This is a genomic window from Pullulanibacillus sp. KACC 23026, assembly GCF_029094525.1.
Lineage (GTDB): Bacteria > Bacillota > Bacilli > Bacillales > Sporolactobacillaceae > KACC-23026.
In genome coordinates this window covers 3,555,660-3,575,662 of sequence record NZ_CP119107.1, presented here as the reverse complement: position 1 = coordinate 3,575,662, position 20,003 = coordinate 3,555,660, and the positions used below count along the sequence as shown (strand labels likewise).

The 20,003-nt window shown below is 38.3% G+C and carries 11 protein-coding genes; all 11 read left to right on the top strand.

Translation table 11 applies throughout. The features are described from left to right. The first annotated feature begins 174 nt into the window (after window positions 1-174). Window positions 175-4,029 carry a glycosyl hydrolase gene (locus PU629_RS16605; RefSeq protein ID WP_275281160.1) on the top strand — a complete coding sequence of 1,285 codons (3,855 nt, stop codon included), beginning with the start codon at window positions 175-177 and terminating at the stop codon, window positions 4,027-4,029. A gap of 4 nt (window positions 4,030-4,033) precedes the next feature. Continuing rightward, window positions 4,034-6,076 carry a beta-galactosidase gene (locus PU629_RS16600; protein WP_275281159.1) on the top strand — a complete coding sequence of 681 codons (2,043 nt, stop codon included), beginning with the start codon at window positions 4,034-4,036 and terminating at the stop codon, window positions 6,074-6,076. 35 nt (window positions 6,077-6,111) lie between these two features. After that, entirely contained in the window at window positions 6,112-7,368 is a 1,257-nt protein-coding gene (locus PU629_RS16595) for a ribulose-bisphosphate carboxylase large subunit family protein (protein ID WP_275281158.1), read from the top strand. 134 nt (window positions 7,369-7,502) lie between these two features. Beyond that, window positions 7,503-8,492 carry an ABC transporter permease gene (locus PU629_RS16590; protein ID WP_481900450.1) on the top strand — a complete coding sequence of 330 codons (990 nt, stop codon included), beginning with the start codon at window positions 7,503-7,505 and terminating at the stop codon, window positions 8,490-8,492. A gap of 18 nt (window positions 8,493-8,510) precedes the next feature. Continuing rightward, a complete protein-coding gene (locus tag PU629_RS16585; protein WP_275281157.1) occupies window positions 8,511-9,395 on the top strand; it encodes a carbohydrate ABC transporter permease in 885 nt (294 codons plus the stop codon). A gap of 104 nt (window positions 9,396-9,499) precedes the next feature. Further along, window positions 9,500-11,068, top strand: coding sequence for an extracellular solute-binding protein (locus PU629_RS16580; RefSeq protein ID WP_275281156.1), 1,569 nt, complete (start codon window positions 9,500-9,502; stop codon window positions 11,066-11,068). A gap of 67 nt (window positions 11,069-11,135) precedes the next feature. Beyond that, window positions 11,136-12,929 (top strand): sensor histidine kinase, encoded by a 1,794-nt coding sequence (locus tag PU629_RS16575; RefSeq protein ID WP_275281155.1) that lies wholly within the window; start codon window positions 11,136-11,138, stop codon window positions 12,927-12,929. A gap of 11 nt (window positions 12,930-12,940) precedes the next feature. Continuing rightward, entirely contained in the window at window positions 12,941-13,723 is a 783-nt protein-coding gene (locus PU629_RS16570; protein ID WP_275281154.1) for a response regulator transcription factor, read from the top strand. A 418-nt stretch (window positions 13,724-14,141) separates the two neighbouring features. Further along, the gene (locus PU629_RS16565; protein WP_275281153.1) at window positions 14,142-14,801 is read left to right on the top strand and encodes an aspartate/glutamate racemase family protein; all 660 of its coding nucleotides are present in this window, start codon (window positions 14,142-14,144) and stop codon (window positions 14,799-14,801) included. Next, window positions 14,802-17,963, top strand: coding sequence for a beta-galactosidase, LacZ type (gene lacZ, locus PU629_RS16560; protein WP_275281152.1), 3,162 nt, complete (start codon window positions 14,802-14,804; stop codon window positions 17,961-17,963). Further along, window positions 17,941-19,986 carry a beta-galactosidase gene (locus PU629_RS16555; protein ID WP_275281151.1) on the top strand — a complete coding sequence of 682 codons (2,046 nt, stop codon included), beginning with the start codon at window positions 17,941-17,943 and terminating at the stop codon, window positions 19,984-19,986. The genes lacZ and PU629_RS16555 overlap by 23 nt, the downstream gene beginning before the upstream one ends. Window positions 19,987-20,003 lie beyond the last annotated feature (17 nt).

Below are 20,003 nucleotides of genomic sequence, written 5' to 3'. Positions count from 1 at the left end.
TTAATCCGTTATTCGCAAATTTAAGATTAAGGTGTTCCTTATTAAGACTTTCGGTTAAAAATAATCACTATTCGTATTAGCTAACTAGCTATAACATTAAATTTAATCCTATTTCTTGTTAACTAATTGGTGAGGACGTTTTCAGATAAAATGAAAAAGGAAGTGAGGAGTTATATGAAATTAGAGGAATTAAAGCAGGGATTTATTAAAGCTGATCCACGTTTTGGACCTGTTCCTTTTTGGTGGTGGAGTGCAGAAGAAGTGACATCTGAACGAGTTCGTTGGCAGCTTCAAAAGTTTAGAAAAGGTGGTTTAAGGAATATTGGAATCATTAACATTGCGCCAACGGGTCCACAATATGGAAGTGTAAGTGATCGCCCAGCTTATTTTACTGAAGACTGGTGGGACATGTTTGAGGTGGCTGTAAGGGAATGTGAACGCCTCGGAATGAACCTTTGGTTTTACGATCAGATTGGATTTTCAGGGTCTAATTTCCCTGCGCGAATGGTGTCTGAAAACCCAGCTTATGCCGGTTATGTGTTGCGTCGTTTTATGGAATTAGGAGAGGTTCCTATAGAGGCCGAAGTGCTGCTAAAAACCGATGATTTTGTCTATGCCGCTGTTAGGCAGGGGTTTAATTGGCTTGATTCACGGGCAACAAAGCTGTTATTAGATAAAGTTCACGGTGAATTTGAAAAAAGATTCCCTCATGACCTTGGCAAAACCATTGTGGGGAGCTTTCAAGATGAACTTCCACCGCTGCCGTTATGGACTGCAGAGATCCCCCAAATTTATCAAGAACGGTTTAATGAAGATCTTCTCCCTCTATTACCCGCTCTATTTGAGGATCTTCCTCATGCTGGAGAAGTTCGAAGACGTGTTTATCAATTGGCAACTGAACTTGCAGAACAATCATTTTTTATTCCTATTTCCGAATGGCATGAGCGGCACAACATGCTGATAAGTTGTGATCAAGCAGGGCCGGCAAGAAAGGTAGACCCTCATGGTGCCCAACGTTTGTATCTTGACTACTTCCGAACCCATCGGTGGTACAGTTCACCTGGCTCCGATATGGATGGTGAGGCAAAGGCGCACTCTTCTATGGTACATCTTAATGGTGGGAAGAGAGTATGGCTCGAAGCTTTTCATTCGAGTGGTTGGGGCGGCACGTTAGAAGAAACCATGCATTGGCTTGTTCCGTGGTTTCAAGCGGGCGTTACTCTCTATAGCCCGCACGCGGTTTATTTTAGTACAAGAGGTGGATGGTGGGAATGGGCACCGCCGGATACGGGTTGGAGACAACCGTATTACGAACATTACCAAGTATTTGCAGATACAGTAAGTCGGGTTTGTTTCTTACTTAGTCAGGGGCATCACGTAGCGGATATTGGGATCCACTATCCTTCATATGCGGCAACGGGTTTTATGTCATTAAATGATGGGGAAAGTTCAGAACATCCAATGGCAATCGCCAATCGACTGCCCAATGAGAATATGAAGCATATTGAAAGAGTCTATAAACACTTAACTGGCAGATGGAATCGAAAAGAACAATCCTCTCAAGGACCTATTCGAACCGCTAAACGTGATTTTGACGTGATGGATGATTCAGTAATCGAAAAGGCGGTAATCAAAGGACATCAACTTATAGTTGAAGAGGAATCCTTTTCTGCTTTGTTGCTTTCGGGAACGACCATAATGTCTGAACAGGCAAAAAGAAAATTGGAAGCCTGGATTAAAAATGGGGGACTTGTCATTGGTGTGGAGGTTCCACAGGTTCTGCAAACAATTGAAGGCGTTTACTATGTTGAACAAGCTGACGAAGCGGTAGAAATCATTGATAGGAAGCTCCCAAAAAGAGTGGAAGGAAAAGGAGCATCACTTCAGCGTCAAACGGATGAAGCCGATGTTTTCTTACTGCTCCCCGATGAGGGGCATTTACTTAAAATGCATTATCCAGCTGAACCCGGTCAAACTTTACAAACCCATACGAGTTATCGTTTGAAATCTGAAGGTATTCCGGAACTTTGGGACCCAACAAATGGCAAGATTGAACGACTAGCTTATAAGAGAGTCGGGGAATGGATCGAGTTAAACGTTCCATTTACGGCTTGGCCGGCTGCTTTAATTGTATGTAAGAAAACGGATATAAGCGCTATTAAATCAAAGGATCAAACGAAGCCTTTAAAACAAGAGATGCTTCATCAAAGATTAGAATCCGGGAAGCGAACTGTTTTATCACAAGATAAGTGGAAAATAAGAGCGCTCTCAACTCTTGATAATCGTTATGGTGATTTTGATCTGCATGGTACGCACACTTTTATGCCAATTGAGAGGCGTTTGGTTAAAGTTAATCAAGAAACAACTTCAAATGATGGCATCCGTTCCGATTGGCACAAATCAGAGCTTGATGATTCAACTTGGATTAAACGGTTATGGAGTGAATCGGCTTATTGGTTAGCTAGTCCTGGGAATGAATTTAATCCAAGCAAAGCTTGGCCAGTGGTTTACAGTACGACTTTTGGAGACATGAAATTTAGAACATGGGCTGGAAGAATGGGAAGAATTCCGAGAAGATTTCTTAATTTGGGTGAAGTAGAGCAAGGGGAATGGGTGACTGCTAAAACTAATGTCCTTGCTGATTGTGAAGGTGATCATTGGATTAGGTTAGAAAGTAATGCCAAAATTAAAGGCTCTATAAATGGGAGTGACATTCAGTTTGAAGGAGGTCCAGAAGAGCAAACCGCCTGGATCAAGCTCAAGGAAGGTCCTAATGAATTAGTTTTAAAAGCAAAGGCCATTGTGAAAGGTCTTATTCGAGTGGGTGTGGAGGTTAATCTTGAGGAAAAAATATCTTTGCCAAAATGGATATTTTCTTCTAGCCCCAATAGTCAAACAAGATTGGTTAAGGACATTGTAACGGATGAACAATCAAACGTCGAAAAAGTACGGCTTGTTTTTGCTGCACGAGGGCGGGTTGCGCTTTATGTAAATGGGAATAAAGTAACGGAACATGGGGATTTCAATCCTTATATTAGGCAAGGGCAAGAAGAAGTAGATGTGACAGCGGTGTGGAAAGAAGGGACTAATAGAATTGAATTCCAACTTCCTGAGGGAGAAGGAGAAGTATTTGCAGATGGCTTGATTGAATATTTTGATGGTCATTCTGATTCCTTCTGTACAGGAGACGATTGGAAGGATGAAGCCGGGCATCAGGCTCAAATTCTTCATGAAGCCGTTTTACAATTTGCTGAAACAGAATCATTATGGATCACTTCACGTCCCCACCCATTACCTAATGTTGGTTGGTTAATGCCAGAGTCCATTCCCGACCCAAAGCCTTTACCTTTTAGTCCCAATCCTGAAAAGCTCGGGGATCCAGTTTGGTTAAGATTCCCACTCCCGATTGGTACGAAAAAACTAAAGATTGAAGCATTAGGTGAAACACGGATTTGGATCAATAGCGAAGAGGTAGCTGTGCATAAAGGGATATCTGAGTTTTTACCACAACCTGCAGGTACCATTGCCGCCATTCGTGTTGAACCAAATGGGCCTTTCTCAGAAGCTGATGTTTTGGCTGCACCTATTCGTTTTGAAACTGCCTCTATGGAAGGGCAATTAGGGGATTGGAGAACGGTTTTGCATTTACCTCATCATAGTGGTGCGATCGACTATTTAAAAATCTTCAAATTAGATCAATCAGGACCGTTTATTCTTGACTTAGGTCATATAAGAGGCACTGCTGAAGTTTGGGTTGATAATACAAAAGCAGGAATTCGTGTCTGGAGACCATATGTTTATGAATTAGGTGAATTGAAGCAAGGAGAACATCAACTTAGAATTCGTGTCACGAATACTTTAGGAACGCATTATGAGATCGGCCGGCCAAGTCATGTAATTGGAGGCGAACCCCTTTACTGGAATGAGAATAAAGGAACAGGTACGCCTCAGCAATTTGCTGCTGGTGGATTATATGGTCCGGTAACTTTAATAGAGAGTGAAATTAATAATTTAGAAGGAGAAGGTTGATCAAATGATTAATACGAAACTCCCTCGTTTTTATTACGGGGGAGATTATAATCCAGAACAATGGACAGAAGAGGTTTGGGAAGAAGATTTACGGCTGTTTAAACTTGCAAAAATCAATATTGTGACCATAAATGTTTTTACTTGGTCGCTTATTCAATCCGATGAGACCACTTATAATTTTGAATGGCTGGATAAAGTTATTGACCACCTCTATCAAAATGGTATTTCAATATGTTTGGCGACGGGGACAGCCAATCATCCCGCATGGATGGCAAAAAAATATCCTGATGTGCTATCAGTTGATTTTGAAGGTAGAAAAAGAAAATTTGGATTTCGACATAATAGCTGTCCTAACAGTCCGTCTTATCAACAATTTGCTAAAGAATTAGTTTCACGGCTAGTTGATCGATACGGCAATCATCCAGCGGTCTCCATTTGGCATGTCAATAATGAGATGGGCTGCCAATGTTATTGTGAGAATTGTGAAGCAGCTTTTCGAATATGGCTCGAAAAAAAGTATGGAACACTGAAAGCAGTGAACAAAGCCTGGAATACTCGTTTTTGGGGTCATACCTTTTATGATTGGGATGAAATAGTCTTACCCAATTTATTAAGTGAACATCTTGATAAAAATAATCCAGATCGAACAGCTTTCCAAGGAATAACGCTTGATTATTATCGATTCAATTCTGATAGTGTGTTGGATCGTTATTTGGATGACTATCACATTATTCGAAAAAAAGATCCGCAAACCCCAATTACTACTAATTATCATGGGCATGCCACATATAAGCCGCTTGATTATTTTAAGTGGAGTCAATACATGGATATTGTGGCGTGGGATAATTATCCAGCCTATAATACACCGATTAGCACAACAGCATTTCGTTTAGATATGATGCGTGGTTTTAAAAATGGCGATCCTTTTTTGATCATGGAGCAGACGCCTAGTCAGCAAAACTGGCAACCTTATAATTCTTTAAAGCGTCCTAATGTTATGAGGCTATGGAGCTACCAAGCACTTGCACACGGTGCGAATTCCGTGATGTTTTTCCAACTTAGAAGATCGATTGGAGCTTGTGAAAAATTTCATGGTGCAGTGATTGAACATGCAGGACATGAACAGACGCGAGTTTTCCAAGAGGTAAGTGAGCTTGGAAGGGAATTAAAGGAGCTAGATTTAACGCTTCTTGAATCTCGTGTGGAATCAAAGGTAGCTCTATTATTTGATTGGGAAAATTGGTGGGCTGTCAGTTTTTCAAGCGGGCCGACTGATTTATTAGATTATGTGAAGGAAGTACAAAACTACTACGACGCGTTTTTTAACCAAAATATACAAGTCGATATTATTAATTCCGAAACTGATCTTAGCAAATATGACTTAGTAATGGCACCGGTTCTTTATATGGTCAAGCCTGGTTTGAGCACTCGTTTAGAAGCGTTCGTTCAAAAAGGAGGTTTATTTGTTACAACGTTTTTTAGCGGAATTGTAAACGAAAACGATTTGGTAACTCTAGGAGGATATCCAGGTGAGTTACGAAAGTTATTAGGAATTTGGGTGGAAGAGATGGATGCCCTGTTCCCTGATCAAAAAAATCAAATGATCGTTAAAGGTCAATTTGGAGCCCTTAAGAGAGACTATGAATGTGGAATCCTATGCGACCTTCTTCACAGTGAAGGGGCAGAAGTGATTGCCGAATTTGGGGATGATTTTTATAAGGGGATGCCATGCTTGACTAAAAATCAATTTGGAAAGGGAGAAGCTTGGTACGTCGCGACAAGTCCTGAGTCAGCGTTTCTTGAGGATTTTGTTCTGTCCCTTTGTAAACACAAAGGCATCAAACCGATCGATGAAGTGCCGCGAGGGATTGAGGTAACAAAGAGAACCTGTGATGGACAATCCTTTTTATTTTATCTTAATCATACGGAAATCACTCAAAAGATTAAACTTAAAGGTGAATCATACAAAGATATAATTTCTGGAAAGGCAGTCAATTCAGAACTTGAGATTCCTTCTAAAGATCTTGTTATATTAACGGAAATGTAATTTATCAGATGGTTGTTTGAAAGGAGCTGAATTCAATGGTCTCGCAATTAGCAGCTACTTATTTAGTTGAAACACCTTATTCACTGGATTATGCGGCTGAGAAAATAGCTGGAGAGCAGTCGACCGGAACTTTTACTTCTGTACCTGGAGAATCGCAGGATTTAGTAAAAACGCATGGTGCTAGAATTATTAATATTAAGCAGTTGGAGCCGGTGAAACAACCAAGTTTACCGGGTGGAAAAACTCCCCAAAAACATGATGGGCTGTATAGAAGAGGGGAGATCACCGTCTCTTTTCCTCTTCATAATTTTGGCCCGTCTATTCCCAATCTTTTAGCGACCGTTGCGGGCAATTTATTTGAATTGCAAGAGTTAACAGGGATTCGATTACTAGATTTAAATTTACCAGATGAGTTTATGAACGTCTATCAGGGACCTAAGTTTGGAATTGAAGGGACGCGTTCCATTCTTAATGTCTATGATCGCCCCATCATTGGAACCATTGTGAAACCCAGTGTGGGCTTATCAATGGATGAGCTAAAAAAATTGGTTTTTGATTTAGCCGTGGCTGGACTTGATTTTATAAAAGATGATGAATTAAACGCTAATCCCCCTTATGCTCCTTTAAAAGTGAAAGTCCCGGCGGTAATGGAAGCGATCGAAGCGGCGGCTGATCAAACAGGCAGAAAAATCATGTATGCCTTTAACATTACTGGAGATATCGATGAATTGAAACAAAACCATGATCTCGTTGTAAAGTCAGGAGGAACGTGTGTCATGGTCAGTATAAATAGTGTTGGTTTAGCGGGTTTAGCCCATCTCAATAAATTCTCGGAAGTTCCGATCCATGGACATCGGAATCAATGGGGGATGTATACTCGCTCTCCTTTTCTAGGCATGGACTTTACCGCCTATCAAAAACTTTGTCGTTTAGCGGGAGCCGATCATTTACATGTGAATGGTCTCAATGGAAAATTTTATGAAAGCAATAAATCGGTCATCAATTCAATAAAGTCTTGTCTCGAGCCTCTTTTAGGTGGGAATCAAACAATGCCTGTTATTTCAAACGGTCAATGGGCAGGGACTGTACAGGAAACTTTTAATAACATTAAGACCAACGATGTCATGCATCTCGCAGGAGGAGGGATTTTAGGTCATCCAGATGGCCCTTCTGCAGGCTTTGAGAGCATGAAACTGGCTTGGGAGGCTGCAAAGCACGGGGTTGATTTTCACGAATTTGCCAATGACCATCCAAGTTTAAAACGAGCGATTCATAAATTTGGCAGGAATTAGGATGAATCTATTACAAAATTTAGAAGATCTAATAAAAGAGCACTTCATTCTTAAATATAAACAATATCGAAGCGTTTTCATTAATCGTAAACTTAGTATAAATAAGAAAACTTACAAAAGGAAGGAGTGAGAGAGTGAGCTTAAAAGCAGAAATGACGGCAGATAAATCAGTTTTATCCAAAACTAAGAAGAACTCCGTATGGAAGCGCTTAACCAAACAAAAATATCCGCAACTTTTTGTTATCCTGGGCCTGATTGCTCTTTTTATCTTTCAATACATGCCAATGTTTGGAATCTTAATGGCGTTTAAAGACTATTCGATTACAGATGGAATTAGAGGTATTTTCACAGATAAGTGGGCAGGACTAAAATACTTTAAAGAGTTCTTTACAGACTATCAGTTTAAAAGAATCCTTATAAATACACTTGCAATTAGTATTTTGAAATTAATCTTTACATTTCCTGTACCAATTCTATTGGCTCTCATGATCAATGAAGTTCGGAATAAGGTATTTAAAAAAGTTGTGCAATCTACAAGTTATTTTCCACACTTTATTTCTTGGGTTGTTGTAGCTGGATTAGCTTCAGTTTTTCTATCAGCTGATTCTGGTTTATTAAATAATCTGTTGATCGGGTTGCATATAATCCACAAGCCAATTGGTTTTCTATCAAGTCCTAATTATTTTTGGGGATTAGCTGTTGGAACTGCGATTTGGAAAGAGGCTGGATGGTGGACCATCATCTTTTTGGCAGCAATAAGCGGCATCGATCCTGGTCTCTATGAAGCGGCACAAATAGACGGTGCTGGGCGTCTAAGACGGATTTGGCATATAACGTTACCAGCCATTCGAGGGACAATAATCGTCGTACTTATATTGGCTATTGGAAGCCTCTTAGGAGGGGGATTGGTTGGATCAAACTTTGAACAGTCCTTCCTTTTAGGTAATAGTGTTAATTCAGATCGATCGCAAATTCTTCAAACCTATGCCTTCAATATGGGGTTGGCACAAGGCCGCTATTCCTATGCAACGGCAATCGATCTCTTACAATCCATCATTTCGGTTATTTTGATTTTCGGGAGCAATTGGTTAGCTAAGAAAACAACCAAAACGGGTCTCTTTTAATGGAAAGGAGGATTCCTTATGAAAAGAACACTTGAGGATTATTTTGTGGACGGGATAAATTACTTTTTGTTAATTCTAGTATTTATTGTCACCTTTTACCCCTTTTATTATTTAATAATCATTTCGTTAAATGACGGAGTAGATGCTTCTCTTGGTGGGATCTACTTCTGGCCACGAAAATTTTCTCTGGTTAACTACACCACAATTATACACGATCCAAAATGGGTCTTAGCCTTTTTTGTCAGTGTTGCCAGAACAGTTGTTGGAACATTTTTGGGTGTTGTTTTTACGAGTATGGTTGCTTATGGATTATCCAATAAAAAGCTTATGTTTAAAAAGGTTTATTTTCCGATATTTATCGTTGGTATGTATTTTTCAGGAGGCATTATCCCCCTCTATGTCGTATTAAGAAATCTTCATCTTCTAAATACTTTTTGGGTATATGTGATTCCGTCCATGCTGAATTTATTTCTCTTATTAATAGCTATTTCCTTCTTTAGGGAAATACCTGCAGAACTTGAAGAATCAGCAAGGATGGATGGAGCTAGTGATCTCAGAATCTTCTTTTCAATCATCCTTCCAATTTCTAAACCCATTTTAGCTACAATGTCTCTATTCATAGGGGTGACACAATGGAATTCATGGTTGGACTCAGCTTATTATGTTCAAAATGATCACTTAAGAACACTAACTTATAAGATGATACAGGTGATTAATGAATCCAATCTTCCTCAAAATTTACAGGGAGCCGCTGCTGATTATGCGAATAGTGTCGCACAATCAACGACATTCTCGTTGGAAATTACTGCGATGGTTATTTCAATTGTTCCAATCATGTGTGTCTATCCTTTCTTGCAAAAATATTTTGTAAAAGGTGCAACGATAGGGGCTGTCAAAGGTTAATATGAATTTTATCTATAAGGGTATAAAACCAACTTACTAAGAAGATTTCTTAGAATAGTTTTGTTTTTAAATACCGAAGTATAAAATCATTAGGAGGTTAGGGTATGAAGAAAAGAATCCGAAAGAATTTCAAGTTTTTAGCTATTCTTGTTTTAACATTTTCAATCTTAATGGCCTGTAGTAACAACTCAACTAAAACGGATGCAAACAAGAGCTCAGATTCAGCTGGTAACTCCAAAAAACCGGTCACGTTAACCATTTTCGTTGATCAAACGTTTTGGCCTTTAAAAGATTGGACAGGTAAGATACCTGAAGAAATTACTAAGGAAACGGGTGTTAAACTCAAGGTACAAGTTGCAACAGATGCCCAACAATTACCATTGATGATCTCATCAGGTGATTTGCCAGACCTTGTCTTTACAACTAATAACTTTCAGCAAATGTCGAACTCGAATATCTCCTATACCTGGGATGAATTAATTAAAAAGTATAACATTAGTAATTTTAATATTGATCCTATGGCGAGAGTTTTAAATCAAGCAAGCGATGGCAATCTATACTCAATAAAAAATGGGTTTACTAATCCGCAAACATTCCAAGATACACCAAAAGCGTTAGGGAATGTCCCGGCCATCTCTCTTCGTCAAGATATCCTTGATAAACTTGGGGATCCGAAGATTAATTCTTTAGATGATTTAGTTAATGTTTTAAAAGAAGTTAAACAAAAGTATCCAAATATGACTCCGCTTGTCATGAATCCAGGTGCAATCGGGCAATATTTCCGAGTGAATTATGGCGTGCCTTATCAAGGATTTGAAACGATTAATGGAAAGGTAAAGTATTATATTGATGATCCTAAACAATATGATTATTATATGTTTATGAATGAACTCTATCGCGATGGACTCATCCAAGCAGAAAACTTCACTTGGACAGATACAAATAAAGCAAAAGATATGATAGAAAACGGGCAAGCTTTTGCGATTAATAATGTTACGGCGACAGATGCTATTAACACTGAATTGAAATCAAACGGAAAAAATTATAAAATTGTTCAATTAACAAAGTTATTGGGAAGCAGTCCAAAAATATACGGAAATGCCACTGGGTGGTCAGGCTTATTTATAACAAAAAATTGTAAGGATCCTGAAGCTGCAATTAAATTCCTCCAATTTATGCATAGTCAAAAGGGGCAACAATTAGGATTGTGGGGAGTTAAAGGCCAAGATTATACTATGGACAAAACAGTTGCAAATGGGGGATATCCGAAATTTAATTATAATTCCCAGGACACGACGGTTCAACAAAAAATGGGTGTTGTGTGGTGGGGCCTATTAGCCGATGATGGAATTAATGAACAAGTCCAACGTTACGTTCCTAATTCGGATCAGACGGCTGCTGAAGTGGATGCTAAGCAATATGTGGATTCAGATCCTTTATTAGGTGCAGTGACTCCACCGTCTGGATCAGACGAACAGGCCATACAAGCGAATATAGATAACATGATTAAAAATGAACAAACCAAAATTTATTTAGCAAAAACTCCGGCTCAAGCTAAACAAGCCTATCAAAATATGATGAAAACAGCAGATCAAATTGGTTTGCAAAAGTTAGATAAATATGCAAATGATCAATATAAAAAGGTTAAACAAGAGTACAATAAAGTTAAATAACAATAAAACAATTTGGGTAAGACTAGAAATAGTCTTACCCAAATTTGTAATAGGCTAGGAGTTTATAATGAAACAGAGAAGTCGTTGGATCATTGATGGAATTAATAGTATAAATAGGGTTCCTATTGTTAAGAAGATGGTTACAGGGTATCTCTTCTTGGTTGTGCTTCCACTCCTCTTTTTTGGAGTGATTATGTATAATCACCTCTATAACAATATATTGAACACCTATACATCAGGAAAGCAGAGTCTTGTTAATCAGGCTGGAACTAGTTTTAATGTGGACTTGGCTCAAGTTAATTCTATTTACTCACTCTTTCAATATGATCCGATTGTTGTTGATTATCTTAGAGGACAGTATCTAACACCCAGCGACCAAGTGTATAATTATTTAAAGTATATCCGTCCGATGTTTCAGTTTGCCCATTTAGGGAATCCATCGATTCAATCTATCAAATTGTATAAAAAGAATCTCGATATTTTACCCGTATCTGGAGAAATAGAGAACCTTGATTCCCTTCATCTTTCCAATAAAGATTCAAAAAAATTAAATAAGTTAAAGAATGAACAGGGAATGTGGATTGCAAAGAAACATAAAAATGCTAAAACGCCTCCCTATCTCTTTTACTATCAAAAAGTTTATGATGAAACTTACAGTAATGAAATAGCGGTTTTGGAAGTCACTTTTAATCAACATATATTTAATAACCTCTTAAAGACTGTAAAAGGATATAAAAATGTTAACGTGCTGATTAAAGCGAAAAATGGGGATGTCTTATATCGTGATAAAAGCTTTCCATTAAATACAAGGCAATTAACCAACCGTGAGAATGTAATCGATAAGAGCCATGATAATTATTGGATTGACAATAAAAAGAGATTATTAATTAATACTTTAACTATGAAAACGAGCAATTTAGAGATCTTTGTTGTTAGTCCAGTTAACGAAGTGTTTAAGAACATTCAGGAAAAAACCTTTGTTTTTGGCCTTTTATTTTTGGGATTGTTGGGACTATTATCTGTGATCTACTATGCAACGGCTTCCGTTTTGACTCAACGAATATTAGGTCTAGCAAGACACATGAGACATGTTGATGAAAATCAATTAACACCTTATGAGGGGGATAAAGGAAAAGATGAGATCGGTCTTTTGACCGAATCTTATAATTCATTGATTTATAGAATAGATGAACTAATGAATAAGGTTCATCGAGCAGAGCTTTTAAAAAAAGAAGCGGATTACTTAGTCCTGCAAGCCCAGGTAAATCCTCATTTTTTATATAACACATTAGAATCCATCCGGATGCTTGCTGAAATGAATGAAGATGAAGAAGTGGTTGAAGCAACTTATACGCTTAGTAAACTTTTAAGATATAGTCTCTCTGTGGAAGGAAATTCGACAACACTCGAGGAAGAACTCGAGAACATCAAGGATTATTTAAGTATTCAACAGCTTAGAATGGGAGACAAGCTTAATTTTCAAATAAACAAGCCTGTTGCGATCACAAACTTTAGATGTCCTCGGTTTATTTTACAGCCTCTTGTAGAAAACTGTATTAATCATGGTCTAGCTAGAATTAGAAAAAAGGGATTTATTACCATCGATATTAAAGAAACTGATTTGCATACTATGGTGAAAATCTCAGATAATGGACCAGGGATAACAGAAGAAAGGTTAGCGGTTATTAATGGCGTTCTAAACAATACCTTAGAAAAAACGAATTTAAGAACTCAGAGTTCAGGTTTAGGGTTGTATAATGTCAGTGAGCGTATTAAAGCCTTTTTTGGTGCCGATTCCGGTTTAGAAGTTAAAAGCCGCTTGAACGATGGGACTTCATTAATTCTTAAAATTCAAAAATAGGGGGAGTATGGATGTTGAATTTAATGATTGTTGATGACGAACCTCTTATTGTAAAGGGGTTAATGAAAATCATACAAAACGGCAATACCCCATGGTCTGAAATTGAAAGTGCGAGTGATGGAGTTGATGCTTTGGAAAAGTTAGATCATTTTAAACCTGACTTATTAATTACTGATATTCAAATGCCTGAAATGAGCGGCTTTGAATTAATTAATGAGTTTCGTGCTCGAGGGACGTGTCATAATTTTGTGATCCTATCGGGATTTGATCATAAGAGCTATTTAAAACAAGCCATAAGATGCCGGACCATTGACTATTTGCTTAAACCAGTAAATAAAACAGAATTGTTTAATGTTCTTTCAAATGTTTCGGTTGAGTTACTCCAAATAAAAAATCCCGCAAAGAATCAAGTCGTACATGAAGTGGAAAATGAAGGGATATTCAAAAATGAAAACGCAAACATGTCTAAAAATATCAAAAAAATAATTGGTCATATCGATAAAAATTATAATAAGGATCTTTCACTTGATGAAATTGCAGAACATGTTTATCTCCACCCCAATTACATCAGCTCTCTATTTAAGAAGGAAACCGGTTTGACTTTTATTCAATATATCCATTTATATCGAATTAAAAAAGCCAAAGAATTAATTGTAAGAGAACCAGACCTATCTTTTAATGTCATCTCAGAAAAAGTCGGATATGAGAACGTTCGTCATTTTTTCAGTGTATTTAAGAAGTATACAGGGGTGACACCGGGAGAATATCGTGAACATTTTAAATACAACGTATGAGAGATAGAGGTGGTATTACCTGGAATTTTAATAGATACAACCGGCCACTTGAATGGACGGAAGCCTTACCAATTGGCAATGGCCGCCTTGCTGCGATATTTATGGGGGAGTAGAAACTGAGTTGCTTTAACTCAATGAAGAGACGTTATGGTCAGGTCGGAAACAAGATTGGCAACTCTGCACGTTTATTTTGCCATACACATAAGTTCTAAAGAAAGAGCCTATTTAAGGATTAGATCTTCAAAATGAACATCTGGACCTTAGATATGTTCTATTTTTTTTACTTAATTCTAGTGAGAAAATAAACATAATAAATGTAGATCTTTGATTAAGTGGTTAAAACACGAAAAAAAACAGTAATTATTGTCAGTTATTGGAAGCGCTTACCGTTTCTAATTAAAATAAGGAGGTTTTTCATATGAAAACGGTTGTTGCTGTCTATACGGGGCAGGGGTTAGCGGAACTCGTTAAGCAAGCTTTTGATGAAGCATTACCGGATTGTCGATTAATTAATATCATTGATGACAGCTTAATAAATGATGTCGTAAAAGCGGGTGAAGTGACATCACCTGTTAAGAAGCGTTTATTTCAATATTATCAAAATGGGGCAGATATGAATGCGGATCTTATTTTAAACACGTGTTCATCGGTTGGAGAAGTGGCGGATCTTGCTCGTCAATTTATTGACAAGCCAATTGTAAAGATTGATGAATCAATGGCAAAGGAAGCGGTCACCCAATATAAAAAAATAGGTGTATTGGCGACACTTTCGACAACGCTGAATCCAACAATCCGATTAATTGAGAAACAGGCTAAAGATATAGATAAAGAGGTTGTACTTATTGATGGATTATCTGAAGGGGCCTATGAAGCGTTAGTCTCTGGGAGGCCAGAAGAACATGATAAGAAAATTTTAGAAACAGCTAAGCAACTGTCTGATCAAGTAGATGTGTTCGTATTAGCTCAAGGATCAATGGCAAGGATGGAAAAAACATTGAATGAGGCCACAGGTAAACCGGTTCTCTCAAGTCCTAAAAGAGCGCTTTTGGAAATTAAGCAGTTGTTAGGAGAGCTATAGATGGAACGAATGACACTAGCTCCAACTGATTGGAAGGATTTTGGAACGATACAAAAAAATACAGAATCCCCGCACGTTCAATTGATTCCTTATAGTAATAAAGAATCAGCCATTTTGGATGAAAGGAATCAGTCTCCCTATTATAGGTTGTTAAATGGAAATTGGCGTTTTTTTTATGCGGATTCAATAAATTTTAGACCGGAACCATTTTATGAGGAAGACTTTGATACTTCGAATTGGGACAGCATTCCTGTCCCTAGTAACTGGCAGATGTTGGGATATGGAATTCCTTTATATAGCAGCAGTAAATATCCATTTCCGATCGATCCTCCCCATCTGCCAGAGGATCAGCCAATGGGTTTTTATAAAAGGCAATTTGATATTCCAATGAACTGGGATAGTAAAGAAATATTCTTAGTTTTTGAGGGAGTCGATTCTGCTTTTCACTTATGGGTGAATGGTCAACCTGTTGGCTATAGTCAAGGAAGCCATTTGCATTCAGAATTTAATATAACAGATTTATTAAAAGTGGGGGAGAATCAACTAGCAGTTCAAGTTTACCAATGGTCAACTGGGAGCTATCTTGAAGATCAAGATAAATGGCGAATGAGTGGGATTTTTCGTGATGTGTATTTAATTGCTGAGCCTAAGTTCTTCATAAGAGACATTTATGTGAAAACTCAACTAGAGAAGGTTAATCAAAAGGGATGCCTTGATGTTCAGATCTCATTAGAGAATCAAACTAGTAACCAAATGGAGTTAGATCGTCAGGCTCTGAAGTTAACCTTACTTCATCCGGATAATGAAGTTATTTTTGAGAGGAAAATAGATAAATTAGCCGACCATACTTCAATAGATGGGCTATTTCATTACAAAATACCTGTGGATGAGCCCAAGTGTTGGTCTGCTGAGGAGCCATTCCTTTATTCTTTAGTCCTTACATTATTAGATTCTAACGAAACGGTTACTGAAATTAAAAGTGTGAAGACAGGGTTTCGTGAAATTGAGATCCGTAGCGGAAGATTACTTGTTAACGGAACCCCCATCACAATAAAAGGCGTCAATCGAAACGAGTTTGATCCGAAATTGGGTTATGTCGTTACAGTGGATTCTATGATTAAAGACATTAAATTAATGAAGCAACATAATATTAATGCGGTTCGAACTTCACATTATCCAAATGATACAAGATGGCTAGATATTTGCGACAAATATGGCTTATATGTCATAGATGAAGCAGACTTAGAGACGCACGGTTGCCATTTCATAGGAAATGAAGGGGCAATATCACAAAATACGGATTGGCGAGAGGACTATCTAGATCGCTGCAAGCGAATGGTTGAACGGGATAAAAACCATCCTTCCATTATTATGTGGTCATTAGGAAATGAGTCTGGGTACGGTGGGAACCATGATGCAATGGCTGAATGGATTCGTGAGAATGAGCCGACAAGGCCCATTCATTACGAAAGAGCCAGAGAGGAAAATATAGTAGATATTGTAAGCACCATGTATCCATCAGTAGAGACACTAATTGAAGAAGGAAAGAAAGTGGATGAAAATCGGCCCTTCCTTATGTGCGAATTTGGTCACGCTATGGGGAACTCGGTTGGGAATATGAAAGAATACTGGGAAACCATCTATAAGTATCCAAGATTATTAGGCGGCTTAATTTGGGAATGGTCTGATATGGCGATCTCTCAAATCGATGAATCAGGAAAAGAGCGGTATGCCTATGGCGGAGATTTTAATGATGAACCAAACAGCGGGCATTTTTGCATTGACGGTTTACTGTTCCCAGACCGTGGAGTAAAGGCTTCTATATTAGAATATAAAAAAGTGATTGAGCCGGTTGTTGTTGAACCGGTTGATTTAAGACTTGGCCAAGTGAAAATTATGAATCGCTATGATTTTTCTTCTTTAAGTCATCTTATAGCAACATGGTCCTTGTTTGAGGACGGTGTAATTATCGATCAGGGTGAACTTTCAACTCTTGATATTGAAGCTGGCAATGAAAAGATAATTGAAGTTCCATATGTGTCTTCAAAACTTAAACAAGGTTTGGACTATTGGATTCACCTTAATTTTGCCCTCCGTTATGATACGCTTTGGGCCAAGAGAGGTCATGAAGTCGCATGGATTGACTTAACCCTATCCGTTGAAACTGAAAACGATATTCCTTTTGATTTAGAAGCAGTGCCATCATTGTCTGTAAAAAATACAAATGAAGAAATTGTCGTATCAAATGGGAGTTTCCAGATGGTTTTTTCAAAAAATAATGGAAATCTTACGAGTTGGACGTATGCCCATGTTCCTTTATTACTAAATGGTTTGGAACTAAATCTATGGCGTGCCCCATTAGATAATGATGTGCATTTAAAGAAAGAGTGGATCACAGCAGGGTATGATCGGTTAAACGCATTATTTAAAACTCTAACAATTAATGAATGGTCAAATAAAGAAGTCGAAGTCCAAACCTCGTACGTTCATGGAGCGCCAGGTGAGGGTGTCTGCTTTAAATCTGTCATCACATATAGAGTGAACGGATATGGAGAACTTTTAGTTGAGACAAAACTCATACCATTAGCTAAAGAACTTCCGGTTTTACCTCGTTTTGGCTTGAAATGTGAGTTACCAAAATCTCTTAATCATTTTAAGTGGTATGGATTAGGGCCGCATGAATGTTATAGCGATAGAAAAGAAAGTGGAAAACTGGGAGTTTACGAAGGGAAGGTAGACGATCAGTTTGTTCCATATATCAGACCACAAGAAAATGGAAATAAGGCAGATGTAAGATGGGCAACCTTCACAAACTCTAGGGGGATCGGTCTCCTGTTTTTGGGTGAACCTCTGTTAAATATAAGCGCCCATCATTATTCAATAGAAGATCTAACGAAAACAACACATGTGAATGAATTAAAAAAACAAAATGCCACATTCGTAAACTTAGATGATGCCCAGAGCGGCATTGGAAACCATAGCTGTGGGTACGCCCCAACACTATCAACTTATTTATTAGAGCCAACTGAACGTATTTTTACTTGCCGGCTTAAACCGATTGCATTGAATGGAAGTTCACCAATGAGAGTCAGTAAACAGATGAAGAAAGAGTCAATGATCACAAAAGGGTGTGAAGCAGTTGTTCAAAAATCAAGTCTCTAAAGTGCTTTATGGTGGTGATTATAATCCTGAACAATGGCCTAGAGATATTTGGGATGAGGATATGCGGTTATTCGAGCTTGCGGGAATTGATATTGCCACACTGAATGTCTTTTCTTGGGCACTTAACCAGCCTGATGAGTCCACTTATAACTTTGAGTGGTTAGATGAAATGATGGATTTGCTTCATAAAAATGATATCAAGGTATGTCTTGGTACAGGGACAGCCGCCCACCCTGCCTGGATGGCAAAAAAATACCCAGATGTCTTAACCGTCGATTTTGAAGGACGTAAGAAGAGATATGGTCGTCGTCATAATTCGTGTCCAAACAGTCCGACCTACCGACAATTTGCTTCAAAAATGGCCCGAAAACTAGCTGAACGATATAAGGATCATCCTGCGCTACTGTTATGGCATGTTAACAATGAATACGGTGTGCAGTGTTACTGTGATAACTGTCAAGAAGCCTTTCAAGATTGGCTGAGGGAAAAATACGGGACGTTAGAAAATGTGAATCAAGCTTGGAATACCCGGTTTTGGGGGCATACCTTTTATGATTGGGATCAGATTGTGCTTCCAAATTTATTAAGTGAGCATTTAAGTGCAACTAATCCCAATATGACAGCTTTCCAAGGTATTTCACTCGATTACTATAGGTTTAATTCTGATAGCCTTTTAGACTGTTATAAGCTTGAAAGAGATGCTATAAAAACAGTTATTCCTGAAGCGATTGTGACAACAAACTTTCAAAGCAATGGCACCTATAAACCACTTGACTATTTTAAATGGGCTAAGGAATTAGATATCATTGCGCTCGATCTTTATCCAACGAATGATATGCCGATGAGTCATACGGCGATGCGGCTTGACCTTATGAGAGGATTAAAGGACGGGAAGTCATTCATGCTAATGGAATCCTGTCCAAGCCAACTAAATTGGAAAGCACAAAATCCTTTAAAGCGCCCTGGGATAACCAAACTATGGAGCTATCAAGCTCTCTCTCGCGGTGCGGATACGATCATGTATTTCCAGTTAAGGAGGTCGATTGGCGCTTTTGAAAAGTTCCATGGTGCTCTAATTGATCATGCAGGACATGAACATACACGAGTTTTTAGAGAGTGTGCTGAATTAGGCCATGAGCTACAGGTGCTTGGGGATCAATTTCTCGGAGCGCAAGTTGAGTCAAAAACAGCTATCCTTTTTGATTGGGATAATTGGTGGGCTATGGAATTTTCCAGTGGACCAACCGTTGATTTGAACTATCTCAATGAAGTTCAAAAGTATTATGATGCCTTCTATCATCAAAACATACCAGTGGATTTCGTCAGTGTTGAGTCAGATTTTAGTCAATATGATGTGATCATTGCACCGGTGTTATATATGGTGAAAGAAGGATTGGATTCCAAACTAGAGGCTTATGTAAATGAGGGCGGAACATTTGTGACCACGTTCTTCAGTGGAATCGTGAATGAAAATGATCTTGTGACGACAGGCGGATATCCTGGAAAGCTTCGGAAATTGCTAGGGATCTGGGTGGAAGAAATGGATGCCTTATTCCCTGATCAGTTGAACAGGATGAAGATGAAAACTGAAAGGGGCTCGTTCAAATCCGCTTATGAGTGCGAGCTACTCTGTGACTTGATTCATTCAGAGGGAGCCGACATTCATGCCGTTTACGGAGAGGAGTTCTATGCAGATATGCCTGTTTTGACTTCTAACCAATTCGGAAAAGGAAAAGCATGGTACGTAGGATCAAGTCCCGATTCAAATTTCCTAAAAGATTTTGCTAAACATCTCTGTGAACACCATCACATTCACCCTATATTAAACACTCCTGAAAATGTGGAAGTCAGCCGTCGGGTAAAGGGAGATAAGGCGTTTTTATTCCTTTTAAATCATAACGATCAATCGGTTACCGTGGAACTAAAAAAAGCTCCTTATTATGAAGCTTTAAATGGGGTGGAAGTCAGCGGAACGGTTGAATTAGATTCAAAACAAGCAGTGATATTAACCTCTTCTATCTAATGTACGCAAATTGAGGG